Source organism: Kitasatospora sp. NPDC093806, from assembly GCF_040683335.1.
Lineage (GTDB): Bacteria > Actinomycetota > Actinomycetes > Streptomycetales > Streptomycetaceae > Kitasatospora.
In genome coordinates, this window is sequence record NZ_JBFBDO010000017.1 from 1 (window position 1) to 23,936 (window position 23,936).

General features: G+C 74.7%; 17 protein-coding genes and 1 pseudogene. 5 read left to right on the top strand and 13 right to left on the bottom strand.

What is annotated here, in order from left to right; genetic code table 11:
- A pseudogene (locus tag AB0N76_RS11835) lies at positions 1-1,248 on the bottom strand (hypothetical protein); the annotation flags it as partial.
- A gap of 268 nt (positions 1,249-1,516) precedes the next feature.
- Between AB0N76_RS11835 and AB0N76_RS11840 the strand changes: the two are divergent.
- Positions 1,517-2,980: a WGR domain-containing protein gene (locus AB0N76_RS11840; protein WP_363555840.1), complete on the top strand. Its 1,464-nt coding sequence runs from the start codon at positions 1,517-1,519 to the stop codon at positions 2,978-2,980.
- A gap of 155 nt (positions 2,981-3,135) precedes the next feature.
- On the top strand, positions 3,136-3,597 hold the full coding sequence (paaI, locus tag AB0N76_RS11845; protein WP_363555842.1) for a hydroxyphenylacetyl-CoA thioesterase PaaI: 462 nt from the start codon (positions 3,136-3,138) through the stop codon (positions 3,595-3,597).
- Between the two features lie 48 nt (positions 3,598-3,645).
- Here paaI and AB0N76_RS11850 read toward each other — a convergent pair whose 3' ends face one another.
- The 10 genes from AB0N76_RS11850 to AB0N76_RS11895 form a co-directional block, all read right to left on the bottom strand.
- Positions 3,646-4,899, bottom strand: a complete 1,254-nt coding sequence (locus AB0N76_RS11850; protein WP_363555844.1) for a phenylacetate--CoA ligase family protein — start codon at positions 4,897-4,899, stop codon at positions 3,646-3,648.
- A gap of 51 nt (positions 4,900-4,950) precedes the next feature.
- Positions 4,951-5,958: an SDR family NAD(P)-dependent oxidoreductase gene (locus AB0N76_RS11855; RefSeq protein ID WP_363555846.1), complete on the bottom strand. Its 1,008-nt coding sequence runs from the start codon at positions 5,956-5,958 to the stop codon at positions 4,951-4,953.
- Complete coding sequence (locus AB0N76_RS11860; RefSeq protein ID WP_363555848.1) at positions 5,955-7,256, bottom strand: MFS transporter; 1,302 nt, start codon at positions 7,254-7,256, stop codon at positions 5,955-5,957. Before AB0N76_RS11860 ends, AB0N76_RS11855 begins: the two co-directional genes overlap by 4 nt.
- Complete coding sequence (locus tag AB0N76_RS11865; RefSeq protein WP_363555850.1) at positions 7,253-8,488, bottom strand: AMP-binding protein; 1,236 nt, start codon at positions 8,486-8,488, stop codon at positions 7,253-7,255. Before AB0N76_RS11865 ends, AB0N76_RS11860 begins: the two co-directional genes overlap by 4 nt.
- Complete coding sequence (locus AB0N76_RS11870) at positions 8,485-9,594, bottom strand: hypothetical protein (RefSeq protein ID WP_363555852.1); 1,110 nt, start codon at positions 9,592-9,594, stop codon at positions 8,485-8,487. Before AB0N76_RS11870 ends, AB0N76_RS11865 begins: the two co-directional genes overlap by 4 nt.
- Positions 9,591-10,979 carry a lysine 2,3-aminomutase gene (locus AB0N76_RS11875; RefSeq protein ID WP_363555854.1) on the bottom strand — a complete coding sequence of 463 codons (1,389 nt, stop codon included), beginning with the start codon at positions 10,977-10,979 and terminating at the stop codon, positions 9,591-9,593. Before AB0N76_RS11875 ends, AB0N76_RS11870 begins: the two co-directional genes overlap by 4 nt.
- An 8-nt stretch (positions 10,980-10,987) precedes the next feature.
- Positions 10,988-12,724 carry a class I adenylate-forming enzyme family protein gene (locus AB0N76_RS11880; protein WP_363555856.1) on the bottom strand — a complete coding sequence of 579 codons (1,737 nt, stop codon included), beginning with the start codon at positions 12,722-12,724 and terminating at the stop codon, positions 10,988-10,990.
- 78 nt (positions 12,725-12,802) lie between these two features.
- Positions 12,803-14,182: an FAD-dependent oxidoreductase gene (locus tag AB0N76_RS11885; RefSeq protein WP_363555858.1), complete on the bottom strand. Its 1,380-nt coding sequence runs from the start codon at positions 14,180-14,182 to the stop codon at positions 12,803-12,805.
- Positions 14,179-14,448: an acyl carrier protein gene (locus AB0N76_RS11890; RefSeq protein WP_363555860.1), complete on the bottom strand. Its 270-nt coding sequence runs from the start codon at positions 14,446-14,448 to the stop codon at positions 14,179-14,181. The genes AB0N76_RS11885 and AB0N76_RS11890 overlap by 4 nt, the downstream gene beginning before the upstream one ends.
- 104 nt (positions 14,449-14,552) lie before the next feature.
- Positions 14,553-16,097: an amino acid adenylation domain-containing protein gene (locus AB0N76_RS11895; RefSeq protein WP_363555862.1), complete on the bottom strand. Its 1,545-nt coding sequence runs from the start codon at positions 16,095-16,097 to the stop codon at positions 14,553-14,555.
- Between the two features lie 642 nt (positions 16,098-16,739).
- Between AB0N76_RS11895 and AB0N76_RS11900 the strand changes: the two genes are divergently transcribed.
- A complete protein-coding gene (locus AB0N76_RS11900; RefSeq protein WP_363555864.1) occupies positions 16,740-17,309 on the top strand; it encodes a LysR family transcriptional regulator in 570 nt (189 codons plus the stop codon).
- A gap of 449 nt (positions 17,310-17,758) precedes the next feature.
- On the opposite strand, the gene AB0N76_RS11905 is transcribed toward AB0N76_RS11900, so the two are convergent.
- Together AB0N76_RS11905 and AB0N76_RS11910 are read right to left on the bottom strand one after the other, a co-directional pair.
- Positions 17,759-18,271, bottom strand: a complete 513-nt coding sequence (locus tag AB0N76_RS11905; RefSeq protein ID WP_363555866.1) for a GNAT family N-acetyltransferase — start codon at positions 18,269-18,271, stop codon at positions 17,759-17,761.
- Between the two features lie 2,386 nt (positions 18,272-20,657).
- Positions 20,658-21,872 (bottom strand): lipase, encoded by a 1,215-nt coding sequence (locus AB0N76_RS11910; protein WP_363555868.1) that lies wholly within the window; start codon positions 21,870-21,872, stop codon positions 20,658-20,660.
- A 213-nt stretch (positions 21,873-22,085) separates the two neighbouring features.
- Here AB0N76_RS11910 and AB0N76_RS11915 point away from each other — a divergent pair, with 213 nt between their 5' ends.
- Positions 22,086-23,255, top strand: coding sequence for a histidine kinase (locus AB0N76_RS11915; RefSeq protein ID WP_363555870.1), 1,170 nt, complete (start codon positions 22,086-22,088; stop codon positions 23,253-23,255).
- Positions 23,252-23,920, top strand: a complete 669-nt coding sequence (locus tag AB0N76_RS11920) for a response regulator transcription factor (RefSeq protein ID WP_363555872.1) — start codon at positions 23,252-23,254, stop codon at positions 23,918-23,920. The genes AB0N76_RS11915 and AB0N76_RS11920 overlap by 4 nt, the downstream gene beginning before the upstream one ends.
- The last annotated feature ends 16 nt before the right edge of the window (positions 23,921-23,936 follow it).

Below are 23,936 nucleotides of genomic sequence, written 5' to 3' on the forward strand. Positions count from 1 at the left end.
GGCGCCCCGGCGCGGGGTGGGCAGCAGCAGGAGGGCGAGCGCCGTCCCGGCGGCGGCGCCCGGCAGGACCGTCACCGCCGCCTCGGCGAGCAGCCTGCGCAGCACGCCCGCGCGGGAGCCGCCGCGGGCCCGGAGCAGCAGCAGTTCGGGGCCGCGCCGGTCGGCGGCGAGCGCGGCGGCCAGGCAGAGCACCACGGCGACGACCCCGGCGAGCCCGGCCGGGCCGATCGCGGCGAGCGGCGCGGCGGCGTCCCGGCGGGCGGTGGCGAGGGCGAACAGCTCGGGCAGGGCGGAGGTGGTGCGCAGGTCGGAGCGGTCGGTGGCGGTCACCAGCTCGGTGGCGGTGGGGCCGGTGAGGTAGGAGGCGAGCGCGCGTTCGGCGGCGGGTAGCCGGTCGGCGCGCAGCGAGTCGGGGTCGACGGGCAGCTTCCAGTAGCCGTGGCCGCCGCGGGCCCAGTCCAGCAGCCGGGGAAGGTCGTCGCCGCCGACCAGGCCGACCGTCTCCCAGGAGCGCTTCCACTCGAAGGTGTCCGGGATGTTCAGGCAGGGGGAGGTGAGGCAGAGCAGCTCGTTCCAGAACGGGTCGGCCTCGTCGTCGGGCGTGAAGATGCCGACCACCTGGACACCGGTGGACGGCGGCGCGTCGCGCGGGCCGTACTCGTTCATCAACACGTCGCCGAGACGGATGTTCAGCTTCTCGGCGGACCGCCCGGACACCACGATCGGCAGCGGCCGGTCGGCCGGGACGGCGGCCGGCCAGGCGCCACCGGTCAGGGTGGCGTGCTCGGCCAGCCGGGCCAGGTGGCGCAGCCGCAGAGTGGGGGAGGCGCCGTCGGGGCGGGACAGGTGCGGGTTGCCGAGCGACTGCCCCTTGGCCCCGAACACCCCGTACACCGGCCCGCTCGCGGCCACTCGGAACTCCCCGCCGGTGCGGGCGACCAGCGCGGCGGCGACCGCGTCGAGCTCCGCCGAACCGTCGTCCTCGCGCAGCTCCGAGGTGGTGACCAGGCTGGTCGCGGTGAGGCCGCGGTCGCGCAGGAAGTCGCGCAGCGCCGCGTCCTCGCCCCGGTCGACGGCCCGCGGCAGCCCGGCCGCCAGCAGCACGGTGACGAACACCAGGACGGCGTTCAGCAGCGCCGCGAACGGGGCCGACCGCAACCGGCTGCGCACCCAGCGCGCCGGCCGGTGCTCGGCGCGGGCCTCCGCCATGACGGAGGAGGGAGGCGCCGACAGACTTCCGCTCCGCATCCGGCCGTTCCTCTCCGCTCACCGACTCCGGCGCCTGCCGACCGGATAGCGGACGATCATGTCAGGCCGGGCGGAGCGGACGGAAGGTCCGTTCGGGCAGCGTGCCCGGCCGTCCGGTCGCCGCCTGGGCACGCAGGCCGCAGGGCCACCCGCCGGCCGGCGTTGTCGGTACCCCCGTCTAGGTTCTGAGGTGTCGCCGGGCCGCCGCAGCGCGGGCCCCGGGCGACGCCCGCACCCGCATCGCGCCCGCCCGGAAGGGGCCCACACCATGTCAGCCACCGCCGCTGCCACCGCCACCGACGAGCAGACGACCTACCTGGAGTTGTCCGAGGACGGCGGTGGCGCGCACAAGTTCTACCAGGTCCGGGTCGCCGGCCAGGACGTCACCGTCACCTACGGGCGGATCGGCGAGAGCGGCCAGACCAAGACCACCGCCTACGCCACGCCGGAGAAGGCCGCGGCCGCCGCCGCCAAGAAGCTGGGCGAGAAGGTCCGCAAGGGCTACGCCCCGGCGGTGCGCGGGGTGCGGCAGCGGCGGGCGGTGACGCGTCGGGCGATCGTCAGCAGCCGTTCGACGGCCCGCCAGGCGCCGGTGCTGTGGCGGTTCCGGTCCGGGGCGGCGGCGTTCGGCATCTTCATCGGCGAGGAGCACGCCTGGGTCGGCAACGAGCGCGGCGACGTCTACACCCTCACCCACGACGGCGAGGTGACCGGCCGCTACGGCCTCCCCGACGGCGTCAAGTGCATCGTCGCCGACGACTGGTGGATCTACGCGGGCTGCGACGACGGCAAGGTCTACGACCTGGGCGGCAAGGTGCCGCGGGTGGCGTACGAGATCGCCGAGGACGTCGACATCTACTGGCTGGACATCCATGACGGCGTGCTCGGCGTGGCCGACGCGCGCGGCGGGATCACCACCGTCGACCACGAGGACGAGTTCCAGTGGCGGCGCTCCGCCGAGGGCACCGACGGCTGGATGGTGCGCTGCGACAGCGACGGCGTCTACCACGGGCACTCGCGCGGCGTGGCCCGGTACGCGGCCCGCGGCGGCGCCCCGGTCTGGCACACCCGCACCGACGGCGCGGTGCTGTTCGGCTGGCAGGAGCGCGAGGAGGTGTTCGCCGGCACCTCGCGCGGCTCGGTGTACCGGCTGCGCAAGGCGGACGGCTCGGAGGCGGCCCGCTACCGCTGCGACGCGGCGGTGTTCTCCTGCGCCGCCTCGCCGGACGGCCGGTACGTCTTCGCGGGCGACAACCACTCCTCGGTGTACTGCTTCGCGGCCGACGGCACCCGGCTGTGGAAGCTCGGCACCGGCTGCGGCTCGGCGTACAGCATGCAGTACCGCGACGGGCGGCTCTACCTGGTGACCACGGACGGCTCGCTGGTCTGCCTGGACGCGAGCGAGACGGCGGTGCGCGCGGCCGAGGAGGGCCGGCTGCCGCAGGCCGCCGAGGTGGACGGCAGCGGGTGGGCGGCCTCGGTGGCGGGCGCCGAGATCGAGGCGGTGACCGCCGGTTCGGCGGGTGCGGCGGGTGGCATCGAGGTGGAGTGCGTGCAGGACGGCGGCCGGCTGCGGGTGCGGGTGGTGTCGCCGGGCTTCGACGCGACGCGCCGGGTGCAGTTCCCCAAGGACATCCGGGTGCCGGGCGCGCGGTACCTGGTGGCGGAGGTGCTGGAGTCCGGCAGCGGCTCCTTCTACCGGGCGCGCGGGGACATCAAGCGCCTGCTGTGAGGCGGGCGCCCCGGCGGACTTCCCGGTTCGCGTTTTCCGTTCACGCTGTGGACCGTTGACAGTGCGTCGCGGGCCTCGGTGTAATGCGGGGGCAATGTGAACGCGCGGCACACCGACCGACCGTTTCGGGCTGTTCCCGGGGAAAGCAGGGCGTCATGGGCGTGAATGTCGCGGAGACGGCGGATTCCGTCGGGCTGAATTCCCGGATGGCCGCGCTCTACCAGCGGGACCGGGCCTGCCAGGGCCTGGGCATCGCGCTGGACGAGGTGTCCTCCGGGCGGGCCCGGATGCGGATGACGGTGGCTCCGACCATGGTGAACGGGCACGGCATCGCGCACGGCGGCTTCCTCTTCCTGCTCGCCGACGCGGCGTTCTCCTACGCCTGCAACAGCTACGGTCCGGTGACCGTGGCGCAGGCCGCGCAGGTGACCTTCCTGGCACCGGCGGCGGTCGGGGACGAACTGGTCGCCGAGGCGGTGGAGCGGACCCGGTCCGGGCGTACCGGGGTTTATGACGTGACGGTGCGGAATGCGGCGGAAAAGGTGATCGCGGAATTCCGGGGCCAGAGCGTGATGCTGGCCGGGGCGCCGCACGTCGGACCGCAGCAGGCGGGCTGAGAGCGGGTCCGACGCGCGCCGGGCCGGGCGCGCGTCGGACGGCGGGTGTCAGGCGGGCGGGCGCTCGTCCACGACCTGCTGGAGCTTGCCGGTGCGCGGGTTGGTGACCAGTTCCGAGCGCGGCACCCACTCCACCGTCAGGTGGTGGATCGCCCCGAGCGCGACGTCGGACGGGTAGAGCGGCCGGGCCGCGTACACCGCCTCGATCAGCCGCTCGCTCAGGCCCGCCGGCGGCTCCTCGGTGCAGCCGAGCCGCAGGATCAGGCCGTCCTTGCCGTCCCAGCGGCGCTGCACCAGCTGGATGCCGGAGATGACCTGGTCCGGGTCGGCGGCGACCAGGACGGCGCGGATCTCCTCGGTCGGCATCGCGACGGTGCCGATCCGGGCGCCCTCGACGGACCGGCCGACCAGCCGGAACCGCCCGCGCTCCACGTCCACCCACTCGGCGCGGTCACCGGTCGGGTAGCGCAGGATCGGCATCAGGGTGCGGAACAGGTTGGTGACCACGACCCGGCCCGGTACCCCGGGCGCGGTGATCGGCTCGCCGGTCACGTCGTCGATCAGCTCGACCACGGTGCGGTTGGCGAAGGCCTCGTGCACCCGGACGTCGTCGCCCGGCACCGGCGCGCCCACCAGGCCGGCGTCCACCGAGGCGTAGCCGATCGAGGCGATCGCCGCCTTGGGGAAGGCCCGGGAGAGGATCGGCCGCAGGTCGGCGAAGAGCAGGTCGCCGCCGAACAGCAGCAGCTCGATCCGGTCGGCGACCCGGCCGTGCTTGACCAGGTACTCGGCGACCGAGCTGAGCTTCATCGGCTCGCCGGCCAGCACATCGACGCCGAAGTCGTCGATCAAATTGGCCACGTACGCGTCGGGCGCGGCGCCGACCGGCAGCCGGACGTTGTCCACCGGCGCGTGGTGCAGGGCGTTCTCGATGTAGAGGAAGCCGCCGTAGAGCTCACCGGCCCAGAACAGGTTGGCGACCCGGTGCCCGGGCTTGAGGCCGGCCTGCACCAGGCCCGCGCCGAAGGCGGTCACCGAGTCGGCGTGCTCGGTGCGCGACCAGGGCGAGAACTTGGGGACGCCGGTGGTGCCGCCGGTCTTGTAGACGCCGGCGTCCAGCAGCGGACCGGTGAGCAGGCGGTTGTCCGGCCAGGAGTTGGCGGCCCAGAACGCGGTCTGCTCGATCACGGGCAGCTGGGTGAGGTGCTCGACGCGCGGCGGCAGGTCGCGGTACAGCTCGGCGTAGAACGGGGAGTTGCGCCGGGCGAAGTCGACCAGCTCGGGGAGTGGTTTGGCGGGCATGGCGGGGCTCCTGAGAGTGGGGCGGGACCGGTCGGTATGAGGCGCTGCCGGTCACCGCGGGTCGGGGCGGCCGATCCAGGTGCGGGCGAGGGTCTGGACGGCGGAGCCGTCCGGGTCGGCGAGCTTCTGCGCCAGGTAGGCCGCCGCCCAGGCGTTGGTGGGGACGCGGAAGGCGGGCCGGTCGGCGCGCAGCGTGCGCACGACCACCTCGGCCACCTCCCGGGCGGGCTGCCCGGCCGCCTCCCAGCCCTGGCCGCCGACCCAGGCGAGGTAGTCGGCGAAGGTCGGCGCGTACGGGCCGGAGGCGGCCTCGATGGTCCGCCGGTTGATGTCCGGGAAGATCCCGAACCGGGTGTCCGGCACGAAGCCGGGCACGATGACGGAGACCCGCACCCCGTGCGCGCCGGCCACCGGGGCGAGGCTCTCCATGAACCCCTCGACGGCGAACTTGGCCGCGCAGTAGGCCTCGTTGAAGGGCTGGCCGACGACGCCGTGCACGCTGCCGATGGTGACCAGCCGGCCGCCGGAGGCGCGCAGCAGGGGCAGGGCGGTGCGGCTGACCGTGATGACGCCGAAGAGGTTCACCTCCAGGTTGGCCCGCAGCGCGGCGTCGGTGGACATCTCCAGGGTGGGGTCGGAGTTGGAGACCCCGGCGTTGTTGACCACCGCGTCCAGCCGCCCGTAGGTCGCGGCGACGCCGTCCACGCAGGCGGCGACCGAGTCGGCGTCGGTGACGTCGAGCCGGCGCACGTCCAGGGTGACGCCGGCCTGCTCGGCCGCCCGCAGCAGGGGCTCGGCGCGGGCCGGTTCGCGCATCGTGGCCACCGTGCTGAACCCGGCGCGGGCGGCGGCGACGGCGGTGGCGAGGCCGATGCCGGAGGAGCAGCCGGTGATGAGCAGGACGCCGGGTTCGTCGCGGGGCGCGCCGGTGCGTCGCGCGGGCCGGTGCGTCTCGTCGCGGTGCGGCGGCCCGTCCCGGCGCGTCGCGTCGGACGGCTCCTCGGGCCGGGGCGTGGGCGGGTCGTCCTGCCGGGGCGTGGGCGGTTCCTCCGCTGTCATGACGCCGTCTCCGTCAACTCCACTGCCGCGTCGGCCGGTTGCTCCTTCTCCCGGGCGGCCGCGTCCAGCCGGGGCTGGATGCCGAGCGCGGGCAGGAAGGAGCAGGCGGCCAGCAGGGTGCCGCCGGCCATCACCCAGCGCGCCGCGTCCCGGATGCCCAGCGGGTCGGTGAGCGCCGACACGGCCAGGCCGCCGACCAGCGCGGCGAGCGGGATCACGCCCCAGGTGACGGTGCGGAACGCCGCGTGCATCACGCCCTGGTGCTCGGCGGACATCCGGGACTGCCGGGTGGGCGCGCTGCACACGTTGATGCAGGACATGAAGAAGCCGTAGCAGCCCATCGTCACCGCGATCACCGGACCGGCGGGCAGCGCGGGCGCGGCCAGCACCCCCAGCCCGACCAGGCAGTGCAGCAGCAGCGACCAGGCCAGCGTCCGCCCCAGGCCGAACCGCCGGCTGATCCGCGGCGCCACCACGGCGCCGGTCAGCGCGCCGACCGCGCCGACCGACATGGCCGCGCCGAACACCCCGACCGACACGTCCAGCCCGCGGTAGGCGAGCACGGGCAGCACGGTGACGAAGATCGGCCCGCCCGAGTTGAGCGTGACGGCCGCCAGTACCACCCGGCGCAGCACCGGGTCGGCCCAGTTCATCCGGAACCCGGCGGTCAGCCGCTCCCACACGGTGCCCTGGACGACGGTCCGTTCGCCCCACGGGCTCATGTACCGGAAGCAGGTGGCGGAGGCCAGGTAGCTCGCCGCGTCGACCAGCAGCGCGCCCACGCCGAGCGCGCTGTACAGGGCCGCCGCGATGGACGGCCCGGCCACCTCGGCCACCGAGTTGCTGCCCTCCAGCCGGGAGTAGGCGCGGACCATCTGGTCCTCCTCCACCACGGCGGGGACGGCGATCAGATAGCCGACGTTGAAGAAGATGGTCGCGCCGCTGATCACCGCGACGCAGCCGAACAGCAGCGGCGTGGACAGCAGGTCCAGCCAGTACGCGGCCGGGATCACCGCCACCGCGACCAGCCGGATCAGGTCGCAGACGAGCATCGTCCGGCGCTTGTTCCACCGGTCGACCAGCACGCCGGCCACCGGGCCGAGCAGCGGGATGCCCAGGTACTGGGCCATCGCCACCACGCCGACCTGGAGCGCGGAGGCGTGCAGGACGAAGATCATCAGGGTCGGGACGACGAAGACGGTGATCCGGTCGCCGACCACGCTGATCGTCTGGCCGGCCCAGAACAGGTCGAAGCCGCGCCCCAGGCCCGTCGGCTTCCGGTCGGATCCGGGCTTCACCGGGCCTCCTCGTCGGCCGCGCGGACGACGAAGCCGGCCGTCTTGCCGGTGCGGTCGTTGCTGACCAGTTCGTCGACGGCGCGGACGGTGAAGTTCTCCGGGTCGTGCTGGAAGGCGGTGCTGAGCGTGAAGGTCGCGGCCAGCAGCTCCGTCCGCAGCGCGGCGGTGTCGAGCGGCCGGTCGGTCAGCAGCAGGACGTCGACGCCGGTGGCCCGGCCGCCGTTCTCGGTGATCACCACCTGGGCCCGCGACACGCCGGGCTCCCGTTCGGCCCGCGCCACCAGCTCGTCCACGTGCAGGCCGAGCCCGCGCACCTGGACCACGTTGTCCCGCCGGCCCAGCACCCGCATCGCCCGGCCCGGCCGGCCGCACGGGCAGCTCGTCAACTCGCCCGCGTCGCCGGTGCGGTAGCGCAGCACCGGGTTGAGCATCGCCGGGTTGAGGGTGGTGAAGTCCAGCAGCCCGTCCGGGCCGGCGTGCACCAGCTGCTCGGGCAGCGGGTGGAAGGTGTCGGCGGGGCAGTCCGGGGTGTTGGTGCCGACCACCCAGGTCTCCGTCGAGCCGAACATCCCCCAGCGGCGGGCCTGCGGCGCGACCGCCGCCAGGTCCTCCTCCAGCTGCGGCTGCCAGGCCTCGCCGAGCCAGAGCACCTTGCGCAGGGTGGGCAGCTTCAGCCCGGCGGCGCGGGCGTGCGCGAACCAGAGCCGCAGCACGCTCGGGGTGCCGCCGATCGCGGTGACCCCGCGGTCGGCGAGGAAGGCCAGCCAGTCCGGGTACTCCTCCCGGGTGATCGAGCCGAGCGCGATCACCCGGCAGCCGGCCAGGTCGGCCAGCCCGGCGGCGAGGAAGTGCGCGCCCCACATCCGGCCCGCGCCCCAGGCGTTGGCGAAGACGTCGTCGCGGTCCAGCACCTGCCAGTGCGCGTGCACACCGGCCATGTAGAAGCCGGTCGGCGCGTAGCCGATCTTGGGGGCGCCGGTGGAGCCGCCGCTCTGGAACAGCCAGGTGGCGGCGGTGGCCGAGCGCGGCTCCAGGTGGGCCAGCGCGGTGTTCAGGTCGTCCTTGAGCAGCGGCGGGAGGGCGGCCAGCTCGTCCAGGGTGTGGACCGCGCGGGGGTGCCCGGTGTACCGCGCGGCGAGTCCGGGCACGGTCCGCAGTCGCGCCAAGGTGGCGTCGGCGACGGCGAGTTGCGGCTCGGCCTCCTCGGCCGGCAGGGAGAAGGCGTCGGTCATCGGGCTTCCGATCGGAGGGACGGGGCGGTGGACGGGGCGGCGGTCGGGGCGGTGATCGGGGTGGGGCTCGGGAAGGGGGCCGGGGTGACGGTCCGGGCGGTCGCCGGGGCGGGGTTGGCGAGCCACTTGGCGTGCGCGTCCCGGTAGGCGGTGAACCGGGCGCGGGTGATGTCCCGTTGCAGGACGCGGTCCGGGTCGGTGAAGTCCGGGGCGATCACCCCGTCCGGCTCCAACTCCGAGAACCAGTACCGCTCGCCGTCGTACAGGAAGTCGACGCAGAAGAACGGGATCGCCAGCTTCTCCGCGAAGTACGCGGTGGCTTCGGCGAGTTCCGGCGGCACCGGCGGGAACTCCATCGCCCCGCCGCGGCTGGCGTTGGCCACCGGCGAGCCGGGCTCCGGGATCCGCTTCATCACCGCGTACGGTTCGCCGTCCACCACGTAGACCCGGTAGTCGACGGTGCCGTCGCCGAGGTAGGGCTGGGCGATCAGCGTGGTGTCGCCGCCCTGGGCGAGGCTGGCCAGGCCGCGGACGTCCTCCGGTCCGCGCGCCAGGTTGATCCCGCCGCCGCCGCACCAGCCGGACGGCTTGACGATCGCCGGGTAGGTCAGGCCGCCGAGCGCGACCTCGTACCGGTGCTTGGCGATGTCGCGGCCGGTGCCGATCCGGATCGACGGGATCGGCGGCACGGGGGAGTCGGCGAGGAACAGGACGGTGGCCAGCTTGTCGTTGCCGATCAGCGAGACCTGCGGCGGGAACGGCAGGTAGAAGCCGGCCTGTTCGAGCACCGCGTACAGCGCGTACTGGTTGAACACGTCCATCGACTGGTAGGGCAGCGAGTAGAGCGCGGTGATGAACAGGGTGTCCTGCGGGGTGACCGGCTCCTCGTCCAGGTAGACCACCGGGTGGGCCGGGTCGGTGGCGTCCACGGTGACCGCCTCGGGCGCGTGCCGGCACCAGGTGAGGCCCAGCTCCTCGGCGGCCTCGGCGTAGAGGTCCCAGAAGAAGTGGTGCCAGGTCTCGGTCATCCGGGTCGACTCGCGGTCGGGGAAGATCCAGCACATCCGGCGCAGCGGGCCGCGGTCGTCGGGTCCGGTGGTGTTCACCGTGCTCCTTCCGTGGGTGTCGGGTGGTCGGTGCGTCGCGCCCACCAGTGGCGGCCGGCCTCCGGGAGGGTGTCGACCGGGTCGTAGTAGAGGTGGCGGCCGTCGTCGTCCGTCCAGTACGAGACGCCGCGCTCGCGGTCGTACGCCACCGCCTGGTGCACCCAGCGCTTGCCGAGCCGCGGCACGTCGCAGACCAGCCGCGGGGTGGCGTAGCCGGGCAGGTAGCCCATGATCGCCTCCTGGAGCTGCTGCGCCTGGTGGACGCTGGTCCGCCAGTGCTCGGCGTTGGGGATCATGTCGCAGAGGTAGAAGTAGTACGGCAGGATGTTGGCCTCGCCCTGGAGGGCGAAGCAGAGGTCCAGCAGGTCGCCGGGGGTGTCGTTGACCCGCCGCATCAGCACGCCCTGGTTGCGGACGTCGCGCACCCCCGCGTCCAGCAGCGCCCGGGCCGCCTCGGCGACCAGCGGGGTCACCGACCGGACGTGGTTGGCGTGGGTGTGCACGGCGAGGTTGACGGCGCGGCGGGCGGCGAGCTTCGCCACCCGGTGCACCCCGTCGAGGACCTGGGGCTGCAGCCAGTGCTGCGGCAGGCCGACCACCGCCTTGCTGGCGAGCCGGATGTCGCGGACCGACTCCAGTTCCAGCAGCCGCAGCAGGAACGACTCCAGCTGCGGCCAGGGCACGTTGGCGAGGTCGCCGCCGGAGACCACCACGTCGCGCACGGTCGGGGTGCGCTTGAGGTAGTCGAGCATCTGCTCCTGCCGGTGGGCCGGCCGCAGCACCAGCCGGGCCTTGCTGACCTGCGGCGTGGAGGTGCCGACCAGGTCCATCCGGGTGCAGTGGCCGCAGTACTGCGGGCAGGTGGAGACCAGCTCGGCCAGCACCTTGGTGGGGTAGCGGTGGGTGAGCCCCTCGACCACCCACATCTCCGCCTCGTGGAGGGAGTCGCGTTCGGCCTTCGGGTGGCTGGGCCAGTGCGGGTGCCGGTCGGCGTGCACCGGCAGCATGTAGCGGCGGACCGGGTCGGCCAGGAACGCCTCGGTGAACGCGCGCGGATCCCCGGTCGGGGCCTGCGCGGCCATGGTGTTGAGCATCTGCGGCGGCAGCAGCATCGGCATGGTCGCGAACTCGGCCTGGTCGTCGTCGAGTTGCCGGTAGAACTCGGGTGTGAGCAACTCGCCGACGACGGACCGCAGTTGCCGCGCGTTCTTGACGCAGTGCGCGCGCTGCCACTGGGCGTCGCGCCACTGGGCCTCGGTCACGTCGCGCCAGCCGGGCAGCCGGCGCCAGTCCGGCTCGACCAGCGGGGTCCGGACGTACTGGTACGGCCGCGGGTGCTCCGGGTGGCCCGGGCGTTGCGGCGGGGGCACGGGGTGGTCGTCCATCCGCGCGGCTACTGGCCGGTGAAGAGGGAGGCGAACCGGGTGCGCAGTTCGCGCTTGAGCACCTTGCCGGTCGGCCCCAGCGGGAACTCCTCGGCGGTGCGGGCGATCCGGACGGCGGCGAGAGCGGCCAATTCGGTGCCGGCCAGCGCCTTGTTGGCGGCCGCCAGCACCTCCTCGGCGGTCGCGTCCCCGGCGGAGTGCTGCAACTGGACGACGGCGATGGGCCGTTGGCCCTCCCCGGCCGCGCCCGGCACCCCGACCACCGAGCAGTCCCGGACCAGGTCGGCGCAGTCGGCCAGCAGCACCTCCTCGATCGGCAGGCTGTAGACCGGACCGGCCACGGTGTCGATCACGTCCACCGTGCGGTCGAGGTGGTGGAACCGCCCCTCGGCGTCCCGCCGCGCGACGTCGCCGGTCAGCCAGTAGCCGGCCAGCTCGAAGCTCGCGGTGAGCCGGGCGTTGTTCCAGTAGCCGGGCGTCCGGGACGGCGAGTCCACCGCCAGCAACCCGACCGTCCCGTCCGGGACTTCGTTGCCGTCCTGGTCCAGCACGGCGGCCCGGCGGACCACTTCGAGCGGCTTGCCGACGCAGCGGTCGTCCCGGACGCTCTCCGGGGTGGTCACCTGGCCGAACAGCGCCATGCCCATCTCGGAGGAACCCAGCCCGTCGACGAACTGCGAACCGGGGAGGGCGGGTTGCCCGGCCTTCTCCTGCGGCAGCAGCCAGGGCCGGATCAGCCCGGCCGGCCGCTCGCCCAGCTGGACCAGCCGGCGGATGTGCCCGTAGTGCGCGCTGTCCCCGGTGTTGAACCAGGAGTGCACCTTGGCGGCGCCCCGCACCGGCAGGTCCCCGGTGGCGAGTTCGACGAAGGTGCGCGGGAAGGAGGCGACCATGGTCGGCTGGAACGCCTCCATCACCGGCTCGACCACCGCGCGCCGCCAGTCCGCCATCACGACGGTCGGCAGGCCGAGCAGCGTCGCGGTGAGGAAGTAGCTCAGACCGCCCGCGTGGGTGTGCGGCATCAGCGACATCAGCCGGTCGTACGGCTCCGCCGGGAAGCGCACCATCCGCGGCTGCTTGCCGTCCCAGAACTGCCGGTGCGCCAGCATCGTCGACTTGGGCGTGCCGGTGGTGCCGGAGGAGTGGATCAGCGCGACCACGTCGTCCGCCGCGTGCCGGTACGGGTACTCGGCGGGCAGGCCGCCGGACGCGTCGGCGTCGAAGGCCTGCACCTCGGCGGCGAGCGCGAGGAACCGGGGCCGGCGCTGCGGGTCCTGCCGGTAGGCGGCGGCCAGCCGGGTGGTGTCGTCGGCGACCACGCCGACCACGCCGACGTGGTTGAGGTAGCGGACCATCACGTCGTGCCGCATGGCGTCGTTGACCAGGGCAGGCACGGCGCCCAGCGCGGTGAGCGCGAGGAAGTGCAGCAGCGGCTCCAGGCCCTCGCCGATCACCACGGCCACCGGCTCACCGGGGCGCACGCCGTTGGCGTGGTACCAGGCGGCGTACCGGTCGCGCAGGGCGGCCAGGTCGAGCAGGCTGTGCCCGCGCAGCACGACCGCGCCCCGGTGGTCGGTGTGGTGGCTGTACGCGTACGGCACGGCGCGGTTGGGGTTCACCGCGATGGCGTGGTCGAGGAAGTTGCCGGCCCCGAGCTCGGGTTCGGCCATCAGCCGTTCGCGGGCGGCGAGCGGCGCGACGGGGCTGGGTGCGACGGGGTTGGGTGCGGTGCTCTGGTCGCTCATGGTGTCTCCTGAGAGGTGGCCCGCCCGCCGTTCTCGTGGAACGCGCGCGGGCTGAGTGGTGTGGGAGAACGGGCGTGCTCAGCCGAGGCGGTCGAGGATCTCCGCGACCACGCGGTGGCCGGAGCGGATCGCGCCCTCCAGCAGCCCGAAGAACTCGGTGCTGGTCTCGGTCCCGGCCCAGTGCACCCGGCCGTGCGGGGCGGTCAGCGTCGGGCCGAGCCGCAGCCAGTCGCCGGGCCCGAACAGCGCGGCGTAACAGCCCTTGCTGTGCGGCTCGTTGACCCAGTCGGTGACGTGGAAGCCGATCGGTTCGGGGAGCATCGGGAACAGCCGGGCGGCCTGTGCCACGGCGGATGCGCGCTGCTCGCGCGGGTCGAGCGCGGCGAACCGGTGCGCCTCGGCGCCGGTGACGAAGCCGGTCAGCACGCCGACGCCGTCGGCGGACGGGGAGTCGTCCACCGTGGAGAGCAGCGGTCCCTCGGCGTTGACCGACCAGCCGGAGAGCCCGTGCTCGCGCCAGACCGGCGTCGGGTAGACCAGGTTGAGCTTCACCGCGCAGCCGCGCCCGGTCCGTTCGCCCGCCCGGGGCGCCGGGAGCGCGGGCCGCTGGCCGAGGGCGTCGGCGAGCAGCGGCGGCAGCGCGACCACCGCGACCTCGGCCCGGTACGTCCGGCCGGCGGTCTCGACGGTGACCCCGTCCGCGTCCTGCGCGACGGCCAGGACCGGTTCGCCGAGCCGGACCGACCCGGCCCGCCGCGCCGTGAGCCGGGCGGCGAGCCGTTCGCAGAGCAGGTGCGCGCCGCCCGCGATCCGGTCCTGCTGGGCGCCGCCCTCGAAGGCGTTCAGATAGCGCAGTCCGCCGCCGGAGCGCAGGTAGAACGCCATGTGCAGGACGGAGACCTCGGCCGGGTCGGCGGCCATCATCTCACCCAGGAAGAGCGGGAAGAACAGCCGGGCGTCCGGGTGGGCGAGGTTCCGTTCGGCCCACTCGGCGGCGGTCAGGGTGTCCAGCCGCTCCGCGTCCGGGGTGAGCCAGGGCGCCTCCGGCCGGACGGCGGCGGTCAGTTCGGCGAGCCGGTCGAACAGGTCGCCGAGCGCCACCGCATTGAGCGGCGGGAACCGGCCGTCCCGGGTGGCGTGTTCGCGGGCCTCCCCGGCGCCGAGCGCGAAGCGGCTGGCGCCGAGCATCGTGGTCGGCACGGTGCCGAGGTCCAGCTCCTTGATCAGCGCCAGCAGTTCGGTGTGCCGGTCGCCGAGGTAGGCGGCGCCCGCGTCGACCCAGGCGCCGGGGGCGACCTCGATGCCGTGGGTCCGGCCGCCGACCCGGTCGCGCGCCTCCAGCACGGTGACGTCCACCCCGCGCGCCGCCAGCCCGGCGGCGGCGGTGAGTCCGGCGAGCCCGGCGCCGACCACGACGGCGGAGCGCACCCGCTCGGGCCGGGTCCCGTAACCGCTCATCGGGCAGCGGCGATCAGCTCGGCGAGGCGGGCCGGCGTCGGCGCGAGCACGAAGTCCTCGAAGGACAGCTCGACGCCGTAGGCGCGGGCGACGGCGCTCAGGACGCGGGTGGCGATGAGGGAGTCCCCGCCGAGGGCGAAGAAGTCCGAGTCGGCCGTCACGGCGTCCTCGGGGTCCAGCTCCAGGACGCGGCGGAAGATCGTTCCGATGGCGTCGGTGGTGGTGGTGTCCGTGCTGGTGTCCGTGCTGGTGTCGGCGCTGCTCAACGAGGCTCTCCTTTGACCTGCGGGTGCGCCGGTGGGGCACCCGGTGGTGGGTGGTGAGATCGGGTCGGTGCGAGGACGTCGGCCGGAGGCGGCCCGGACCGGGGTTACCGGCGGGGCTGCCCGATGGCCGTTGTGCGGTCGGCCTCCGTGTGGCGGCGGTGCGAGCCGGCCCGGTCGATCTTGCCGCTCGCCGTGCGGACCAGTTCGGGCACGACGGTGATGCGGCTCGGCACGAGGTGGCCGGGCACCCGTTCGCGCAGGTAGCCGCGGACGTCGGCGCCCAGCGTCCCGGCCGTCGCCCCGGCGCGCGGGACCACGTACGCGACCAGCGCGGACCGGCCGGCCAAGGTCGCCCCGGTCACCGCCACGGCGTCGACGCCCGGGTGGCCGGCGATGTGCGCCTCGACCTCGGCCGGGTCGACCCGGATGCCGCGCACCTTGAACTCGCCGTCCAGCCGTCCCTGGTGGGTCAGCACGCCGTCCGGAGCGCTGCTCACCCGGTCGCCGGTGCGGAACCAGCGCTCGTCGTCGGCGGCCGTGAAGCGGGCCTCGGTGGCGTCCGGCAGTCCGTGGTAGCCGAGCGCGACCGCCGGTCCGCCGATCAGCAACTCGTCCCGCTCGCCGATCCGTTCGCGTACGTGTGGGAGGGCTCGGCCGATCGGCACCCGGTCGCCCGCCGCCCACGGCCGTTCGCGCGGCGGGGCCTGCGGCCCGTGCAGGTCGACGGCGTGGGTGATCAGCGTGGTCTCGGTCGACCCGTAGGTGTTGAGCAGCCGGATCCGGCCCGTGTCGAGGGCGGTCCAGTCGGCGAGCCGGACCGGGTTGGCCGCCTCGCCGCCGATGATCACCAGCCGGACCGAGGCCGGCAGCGTGCCCTCCTCCTCGGCGAGGTGGCGGACCAGTTCGTGCCAGAAGGCGGTGGGCAGGTCGAGGACGGTGACCCGTTCCCGTTCGAGCATCCGCAGGAAGCGGGGGAAGGATCCCGAGTGCGCGTCCGCGTCGAGGACGAGGGCGGCGCCGGTGGTGAGCGTCGGGAGGATCTCCTCGAAGCAGGTGTCCCAGTTCAGCGAGGCGAACTGGAGCACGCGGTCCTCGGGGGTGAGGTCGAACAGGTCGCGCAGTGAGCCGACCGCGGCGGAGATCGCCCGGCGCGGTGTCACGACGGGTTTCGGCTGCCCGGTCGAACCCGACGTGGAGAGGATGTAGGCCGGCTGTTCAGGGTCGACCCGGCGTGCGGGTGTGGTCGGCGGATCGCCGTCCGTGTCCGTGGAAGGCTCTAATCGTGGTAAGTGGGCGAGGTCCAGCACGAGTTCGTCGCCGAGGACGGTCCGGCACCCCACCGCGGAGAGCATCGCCTCGCGCCGCTGCGGCGGGTGGGTTGGGTCGACCGGGCAGTAGGTGCCCCCGGCCGTGAGCGTGCCGAGCAGCCCCACGACCGTGCCGGGAGCGTGGACCGCCGGTACCGCGACCACGCCCGGTGCGGCACCGATTCGCTCGGCCAAAGTGCTTGTCAACTGTTGGAGTTGACGATAAGTCACGGCGTGTCCGTGGTGGACGATCGCCGGTCGCGCGGGATATCGGCGCACGGTTTCCGTGAACGCGTCAATCAAGTCGGAGGTGGCCCTGTGGATGTTGCGGTTATTTGTCATGCCCGCCCCAAAGAATGCCGTGCGAGCACGTGTTCGGTGCCCGGCGGACCGGGACTCTACTCGCCGGACATGCGGAGCCACAATGGTTGTTGAGGATGTCGCTTCAAGGATGTGTGGTTGACATGTGAACGGGGCGCGGTCTACCTGGGCGGTCTCCTGTGGCCCGAGTGACTCCGTTGCGCGGTCTCCCGATCACGCTGGGTGGCAATCCTCCGACTCGCGGCGCGAGGTGTAGGTGGACGATCCAATTCGCCTGCCGATGACCGGAATTCGGCGTGCGGCCGGTTCGGTCGAATCCCCGGCGCATTCCCGGGTTCCGCGACGGAGCCGCCGTTCGCGCAGTTCGCGGCTCCGGACCGGCCGGCGGCGGAATTCCGACGGATCGTGCACCCCGCCACCCGTCGACACCGCGCCGTCCCCGGGGAAAGCGGAAATCCCGGACGGCACTCGCCCCGAAGAGCACCTCGCACCGCTCCGCCGTTCCCGGGCCGGGTTACCGGAGCCGTCCGTCGGTCCGTCAGGGCTCCCGCCGCACCGCTCCGTCCGTCGATGCGGCACCATTCGGATCGGGGGCGCGGCAGCGGGCCGGAGGTGGTCGGTGCGCGCCGTGATCCCCGAACGAGACGAGCGGAGGCCGGTACGGTGGAACTCAGACAGCTCCAGTACTTCGTCGCGGTGGCCGAGGAGGGCACCTTCGGGCGCGCCGCCGAGCGGCTGACCATCGTGCAGTCCGCCGTCAGCCAGCAGGTCCGCCGGCTCGAACGCGAACTCGGCGTGGTGCTCTTCGACCGCTCCACCCGCGGCACCCGGCTGTCCACCGCCGGCGCCCGGCTCCTCCCGCAGGCCCGCGCCGTCCTCGCCGCCGCCGAACGGATCCGGCACACCGCCGCCGACCTGCGCGACGGCACCGACCGGGTGCTCCGCCTCGGCACCGTCCAGCCCCCGGACGACCGCCTCGACGCCGCCCTCGCCCGCCTCGCCGCCCGCGCCCCCGGCCTCCGCGTCCGCCTGCACCAGGGCCCGCCGGCCGAGCAACTGGACGCCCTCCGGGCCGGCCGCCTCGACGCCGTCCTGCTCCGCGGAGTCACCGAACACCCGGACCTCATCCTGGTCCCGGTCTGGCGCGACCTCACCCACGTCGCCCTCCCCGCCGGCCCCCCGACGCAGCTCCTCCGCCACCTCCTCGCCGCATTCCGCTCCCTGGAACGGTGACCCGCCCCGGGGCGCTTGAGCTGGGCCTCGACTCCCGCAACCCCACGCCGCCCTCCCTGGCGGCCCGCCGACGCAGCTCCTCGGCCACCTCCTCGCCGCGTTCCGCTCCCTGGAGCCCTGACCCGCCCGGGGGCGCTTGAGCTGGGCCTCGACTCCAGCAACCCCACGTCACCCTCCCCGCCGGCCCGCCGACGCAGCTCCTCCGCCACCTCCTCGCCGCGTTCCGTTCCCTGGGACCCTGACCCGCCCCGGGGCGCCGCACCGTTCCCGGGCGCCTGAGGTGAGCCCCCAACTCCCGGAACCTCACGCCGCCCTCCCCGCCGGTCCCTGACCGCCCCCGGCGCTCCCACGCGCCTACGCCGGCTCGAAGCTGAGCTGAGCCCCCAACTCCCGGAACCTCACGCCGCCCTCCCCGCCGGTCCCTGACCGCCCCCGGCGCTCCCGGGCGCCTACGCCGGCTCGAAGCTGAGCTGGGCCCCCAACTCCCGGAACCCCAGGGCGCCCGCGACCCGCCGGGACGCGGCCGGGCGCGCCCGCCACTGCGGCAGCAGACCGGCGGCGAGCGCATGGGCGGTCGCCGCCGAACCCGTCACCCGGGCCAGCCCGCGGCCCCGGTGCGCGGGCGCGGTCAGCACACCGAGGTGCGCGGTCCGGCCGGGCCAGGACCGGTACCCGGCGGCGGCGACCAGCGCGCCCCGCTCGTCGCGGACCACGAACGCCGGCGAGGTGATCTCCGACAGGCTCGCCTCCCCGGCCTCCTCCTCGCCCGCCAGCCCCTCCAGGCCCCGCAGCTCCGGGTGCCCACCCGGAAGCCGTCCCACCGCCGACGCCCCCGGCGCGGCGGGGCGGAACCCGTCGTCCCCGACGTACGCCAACACCGCCGGACCGAGCACCCGGCCGACCGGCAGCGCCGCGCGCACCGTCCCGGGATCGGTGACCGCCGCCCCCGGCAGCCCCGCCAACGCCGCCCGAACGGTCGCCCCGACACGCTCATCCGGCGCGGTGGCGATCGCCGCCCCACCCAGGGACACCACCCCCACCCACCCGGCCGGACACAGCCGCGACTCGGGCGAGACGGCGACACGCACACCTCCCCCCACCGGGAACTCCACCGGCACCGAAGCCAGCCCCTCCCACAGCTCACGTGCACTCACCAGCAAGGAATCCATCGCCATGCCCCGATCCTGCCGCCCCCGCAACGCCGCACCGCCCCAGCCCGGCACCCTCCGGGGCCGGTCGGGAGTAGGAAGTCGGACCGGCCGACTTCCTACTCCGGCATGCCGCGCTCCCGACCATGGCAGCCGGGCGCCGCCCGGCGTAGGGGCTCGGATCGGCCGCCTTCCCACCCCGGCACGGCGGATGGGGGGCCGACTGGGCGTAGAAAGTCGGACAGGCCGACTTCCTACGCCGACGCGGTGCGCTCCCAGCCATGGCAGCCGAGCGCTGCCTGGGCGTAGTTGCTCGGAACGGCTGCCTTCCCACTTTGACCGGCGGCCCCGGCCACAGTCCGGGAGTAGGAAGTCGGAGGCGCCGACTTCCTACTCCGGATCAGCAGCTCCGGCTGCGGTTCGCCGGTCGGCAGGACTTCCTGGTGGGCGGTGTGGGCGTCGGTGGTGGTGCGGGCGGCGTGGGAACTCGGTTCCGCCGACTTCCTGCTCCGAGTTGGCGTCCTCGGGTGGGTGCCGGGTGCGTGGCAAGTCGGATCGGCCGACTTCCCACCCTGGACCGGTGGCCCTGGCCGCGGCCGCCGGGCCGGCTCGTGGTGGTGCGGGCTGCGTAGGAAGTCGGTTCCGTCGACATCCTACGCTGGGACGGAGGTCGCGGGTGTGGATGGCGGGTTGGCTGGGGGTGGTGCAGGAGCCCGAGGTCCCTTCCACCGACGCTGTGCCTTCCCGGTCGCGGTCCGTCGTCCGGCGGGGGCGGTCGTCCGGCGGCGGCGCAGGAAGTCGGATCGGCCGACTTCCTGTGCGGTGGGCGGGCTCCGGCTGGTGGTGGTGCACGGCGTGGCGAGTCGGTTCGGCCGACTTACCACTTTGACCGGCGGCCCCAGCCGCAGTCCGGGAGTCGGGAGGGGGTGGTGCGGGCGGATCAGGCAGTCGGAGGCGCTGACTTCCTGATCCGGATCAGCAGCTCCGGCTGCGGTTCGCCGGTCGGCAGGACTTTTTGGTGGGCGGTGTGGGCGTCGGTGGTGGTGCGGGCGGCGTGGGAACTCGGTTCCGCCGACTTCCTGCTCCGAGTTGGCGTCCTCGGGTGGGTGCCGGGTGCGTGGCAAGTCGGATCGGCCGACTTCCCACCCTGGATCGGTGGCCCTGGCCGCGGCCGCCGGGCCGGCTCGTGGTGGTGCGGGCTGCGTAGGAAGTCGGTTCCGTCGACTTCCTATGCCGGGCCGGAGGTCTCGGGTGTGGTTGGTGGGAGGTGGGTTGGCTGGGGGCGGTGCAGGAGCCCGAGAGGTCCCTTCCACCGATGCTGGTGCCTTCCCGGTCGCGGTCCGTCGTCCGGCTGAGGGGGTGGTCGTGTGGCGGCGGCACAGGAAGTCGGATCGGCCGACTTCCTGTGCGGGGTCGGAGCTCTTGGGTGTGGTGGGCCGGTTCCGGTTGGTGGTGGTGCAGGGCGTGGCGAGTCGGATCGGCTGCCTTTCCACTTTGACCGGCGGCCCCGGCCGCAGTCCGGGAGTCGGGAGGGGGGTGGTGCGGGCGGCGTAGGAAGTCGGAGGCGCTGACTTCCTGATCCGGACCAGCAGCTCCGGCTTCGGTTCGCCGGTCGGCAGGACTTCTTGGTGGGCGGTGTGGGCGTCGGTGGTGGTGCGGGCTGCATAGGAAGTCGGATCGGCCGACTTCCTGTGCGGGGCCGGCGCTTTCGGGCGCGGTGGGGCGGGCTTCGGCTGGGGGTGGTGCCGGGCGTGGCGAGTCGGTTCGGCCGGCTCCCCACCCTGTATCGGCGGCCCCGGGTGCGGCCTGCGGGCCGGGAAGGGGTGGTGCGGGCGGCGTAGGAAGTCGGAGGCGCCGACTTCCTACGCCGGACCGACAGTTCCGAATGCGGGCGGCCGGGGGGCGGGACTTCGGGGTGTGTGGCGTGGGCGTCGGTGGTGGTACTGGCGGCGCTGGCAGTCGGTTCCGTCGACTTCCCGTGCGGGGGCGGCGCTTTCGGGGGTGGGGCGGGGCACAGGAAGTCGGATCGGCCGACTTCCTGTGTGGGGCTGGCAGTCGGCGGGGCGGTTGGAGGCCTGGTCCGGAACCACCGGGCTGCCGCCAGCGGCGGTGTGGGAAGTCGGTTCCGTCGACTTCCCACTCCGGGCCGGAGGTTCCGGGTGTGGGGAATCGGATTCGCCGACTTCCTGCTCCGGGGTGGTCAGCGGGTCAGGTGGACTTCGGGGTGGGTGGGGGAGGGGGTGGTGAAGAGGGTGGTGGGGTGGTGGCGGAGGTGGAGGTCGAGGTGGGCGGCGAGGTAGGTGCGTTGGGCGGCGATGGCGCGGGGGCCGTCGATGGTGCCGAGGAGGTGGTCCAGTTGTTCGGCAGGCCAGGGGAGGGCAGGGCGGGCGGTGGGGAGGAGGATTTCGAGGTCGGTGAAGGAGCCGTGGCCGGAGCCGGTGAGGGTGAGCTGGCGGCGCCAGGAGGTGAGGCGGGGCCAGAGCGCGTCCCACATCGCGTCGCGGTCCGGCCGGGAGTCGGCGGCGCCGAACAGGAGCAGCGGGCGGTCGAGGCCGTCGGCGGCGACGGTGCCGAAGACCGGACCGTCGAGGGTGGCGCCGGCCAGGACGCGTGGGTCGTCGTGCAGGGCCTGGACGGCGGTGGCGCCGCCCATCGAGTGGCCGACCACGCCGACGGCGCCGAGGTCGAGGGCGGCGCCGAGGCCGGACGGCAGCGGGCGCCGTTCGGCGTCCGGATTGCCGCCGGCCGCCAGGTCGGTGAGCTGGTCCAGGACGAAGCGGGTGTCGGCGGCGCGGTAGGCGACGATCTCCGCGTCGGTCATGGCGAACACGGCCGGCTTGTTGCGGACCTCCAACCGGCCGTCGGGGAAGACGACTTCACCGGCGTCGAAGGTGTGGTCGAGGACGACGACCACATACCCGCGCGAGGCGAGGTCCTCGGCGGCGAGGGTGCCGAAGGAGCGGTCGGCGCGCGAACCGGGGGAGTAGAGCACCACCGGGTGGCGGGCGCCGCGGTCGGCGGGCGCGTCCTGCCGGGAGTGGGTGAGCGGCCAGGTCAGCCGGCCCGGGGCGACGCCGAGGTAGTCGGCCTCCAGGTGGGCCCGCGCGGCCGGGTCGATCCACGGTGCGAGCCGGTGGGCGGGCGAGCCGCAGGCGGCGGCGGGGTACCAGAGCTGCGCCATCAGCTCGCGGGGGCGCGGGGTGGGCGCCCACCGGTCGGGGCGTTGCGGGTCGACGAGGTGCAGCGTGGTGGTGCCGACGGGCTGCGGACCGGTGGGGGCGGGGAGGGCGAGCCGGATGGGCGCCGCCGCCGACGCGCCGGGCACGGGAGCAGCGGAAGCGATGGGTACGGCGGGGCCGCCGGCGGCGAGCAGCCCGGCGAGCACGGCGGCGGCCAGGCGAGCGGGAACGGACATACGGGTCCTCCACGACGGGACGGTGCGATCGGTGCCGCCACCACCCTCGCCGCCCTGCCGCGCCCGGCGCGTCGGGCCGTGGGCATACGACCGTGGTCGGATGCCGCTCCCCCCGCCCGTGGCTACCCTGACCACGTGCAGACCGACCAGCCGCCCCCGCCGGGGCCAGCGCCGGGGCCAGCGCCCGTCCCCTGGACCGCGCGGTGGGCGCCGGTGCACCGGGCGTGGACGGACCCGGTCGTCGCGCTCGTCGGCACCGCCGTGACGGCGGTCCGGGTGGTCGCGGCCGCCCGCGACTTCGACCCGCACGGACGCGGCAACCCGCCCCCGGACGGGCCGGCCGCCCTCGCCCTCGCGCTGTTCGCGGTGGCGGCCCTCGGGATGGCGCTCGCGCTGCGCCGCCGGCGGCCGGCCGGGGCGTGCGGGCTGGCCGCGTGCGCCTGGGCGGTGCTGGTGGTGGGCTGTCGGCAGCCGGCGATCGGGCTGGTCGCGGGGTTCTGGGCGGTCCTGGTCGGCGCGCTGGTGGCGTACACGGCGGCGGCCCGGGACGGGCGGGCCGGTCGGACGGCGCTGGGCGCGGCCGTCCTCGGCTGGGCGGTCACCCTGGCCGCGCCCGCCGAGGTGCGCGGCAACCTTCCGCTCGCGCTGGTCGGGCAGACGGCCGGCTGGGTGCTCGGCGACGCCGTCCGCCGGCACCGCGCGCACTCGGCGGCGCTGGCCCGGGCCGCCCGGGCGGACGAACGGCTCGACCTGGCCCGGGAGTTGCACGACATCGTCGCGCACAGTCTGGGCGTGGTGAGCGTCCAGGCGGGCTACGGCCAGTACGCGCTGGAGCGCCACCCGGCGGAGGCCGGGGCCGCCCTCGCCGCGATCCGCGCGGTCAGCGGCGAGGCGCTGCGCGAGACGCGCGCCCTGCTCGCGGTGCTCCGCGAGGACGCCGAACCCCCGTCGCCGGCGCCCGCCCCCGGCCTGACCGCCGCCGACCTGGAACGGCTGGCGGCCCGGACGTCGTCCGCCGGCATCGCGGTGACGGTCCGGATCCACGGCCGGGAACGCGAACTGCTGCCCGGGGTGGGGCTGTCGGGCTACCGGATCGTCCAGGAGGCGCTCGCCAACGTGGTCCGCCACTCGGGCGCGAGCGCCGCCCGGGTGGAGGTGGAGTACCGGGACGGCGAGGTGTGGGTGGAGGTCACGGACGACGGCCGCGGCGGCGCCGGGGCGGAACGCGTCGGCGGCTCCGGCCTGGCCGGGATGCGCGAACGCCTTGCGCCGTACGGGGGTTGGTGCGTCGCCGGGCCGCTGCCGGCCGGCGGCTTCCGGGTGACGGCGGGGCTCCCGTTCGGCGCGGCCCCGGGCCCCCGCGACTCAGCGGCCCGGCCGTGACCGTCCGCGTCCTGGTCGCCGACGACCAGGCCCTGGTCCGCGCCGGGTTCGCGGGCATCCTCCGGCTCGCCCCGGGCTTCACCGTGGTCGGCGAGGCGGCCGACGGCGCGCAGGCGGTCGAACTCGCCCACCGGGAACGGCCGGACGTCGTCCTGATGGACATCCGGATGCCCGGCCTGGACGGTATCGAGGCCACCCGCCGGATCACCGCCGGGCCGTCCGGCAGCCGGGTCCTGATCCTCACCACCTACGAACTCGACGCGTACGTCCGGGACGCGCTGCGTGCCGGGGCGGCCGGCTTCCTGCTCAAGGACGCCGAACCGGCCGAACTCCTCGCCGCCACCCGCGCGGTGGCCGCCGGCGGGGCCGCCCTCGCGCCGAGCATCACCCGCCGCCTGATCGCCACCACCATCGCCACGCCCGCACCCACCCCCGACGACCCGGCCCGCGCCCGGGCCCGCGCCGCCGTCACCGCCCTCACCGCCCGCGAACGCGAGGTCCTGGCGCTGGTCGGCGACGGCCTCACCAACCCGGAGATCGCCGCCCGCCTGCACATCACCGAGGGCACCACCAAGACCCACATCGGCCGTCTGCTCCACAAACTCGCCGCCCGCGACCGCGTCCGCCTCACCATCCTCGCCCACCGCGCCGGCCTCTCCCGCTGACGGTCGGGGAGGTCGG

Bases quoted from the DNA above. Each gene is read 5' to 3' on its own strand.
- AB0N76_RS11850 (WP_363555844.1), bottom strand. From the start codon at position 4,899: ATGCCCGCCAAACCACTCCCCGAGCTGGTCGACTTCGCCCGGCGCAAC.
- AB0N76_RS11865 (WP_363555850.1), bottom strand. From the start codon at position 8,488: ATGACCGACGCCTTCTCCCTGCCGGCCGAGGAGGCCGAGCCGCAACTC.
- AB0N76_RS11875 (WP_363555854.1), bottom strand. From the start codon at position 10,979: ATGGACGACCACCCCGTGCCCCCGCCGCAACGCCCGGGCCACCCGGAG.
- AB0N76_RS11880 (WP_363555856.1), bottom strand. From the start codon at position 12,724: ATGAGCGACCAGAGCACCGCACCCAACCCCGTCGCACCCAGCCCCGTC.
- paaI (WP_363555842.1), top strand. From the start codon at position 3,136: ATGGGCGTGAATGTCGCGGAGACGGCGGATTCCGTCGGGCTGAATTCC.
- AB0N76_RS11855 (WP_363555846.1), bottom strand. From the start codon at position 5,958: ATGACAGCGGAGGAACCGCCCACGCCCCGGCAGGACGACCCGCCCACG.
- AB0N76_RS11895 (WP_363555862.1), bottom strand. From the start codon at position 16,097: ATGACAAATAACCGCAACATCCACAGGGCCACCTCCGACTTGATTGAC.
- AB0N76_RS11910 (WP_363555868.1), bottom strand. From the start codon at position 21,872: ATGTCCGTTCCCGCTCGCCTGGCCGCCGCCGTGCTCGCCGGGCTGCTC.
- AB0N76_RS11885 (WP_363555858.1), bottom strand. From the start codon at position 14,182: ATGAGCGGTTACGGGACCCGGCCCGAGCGGGTGCGCTCCGCCGTCGTG.
- AB0N76_RS11840 (WP_363555840.1), top strand. From the start codon at position 1,517: ATGTCAGCCACCGCCGCTGCCACCGCCACCGACGAGCAGACGACCTAC.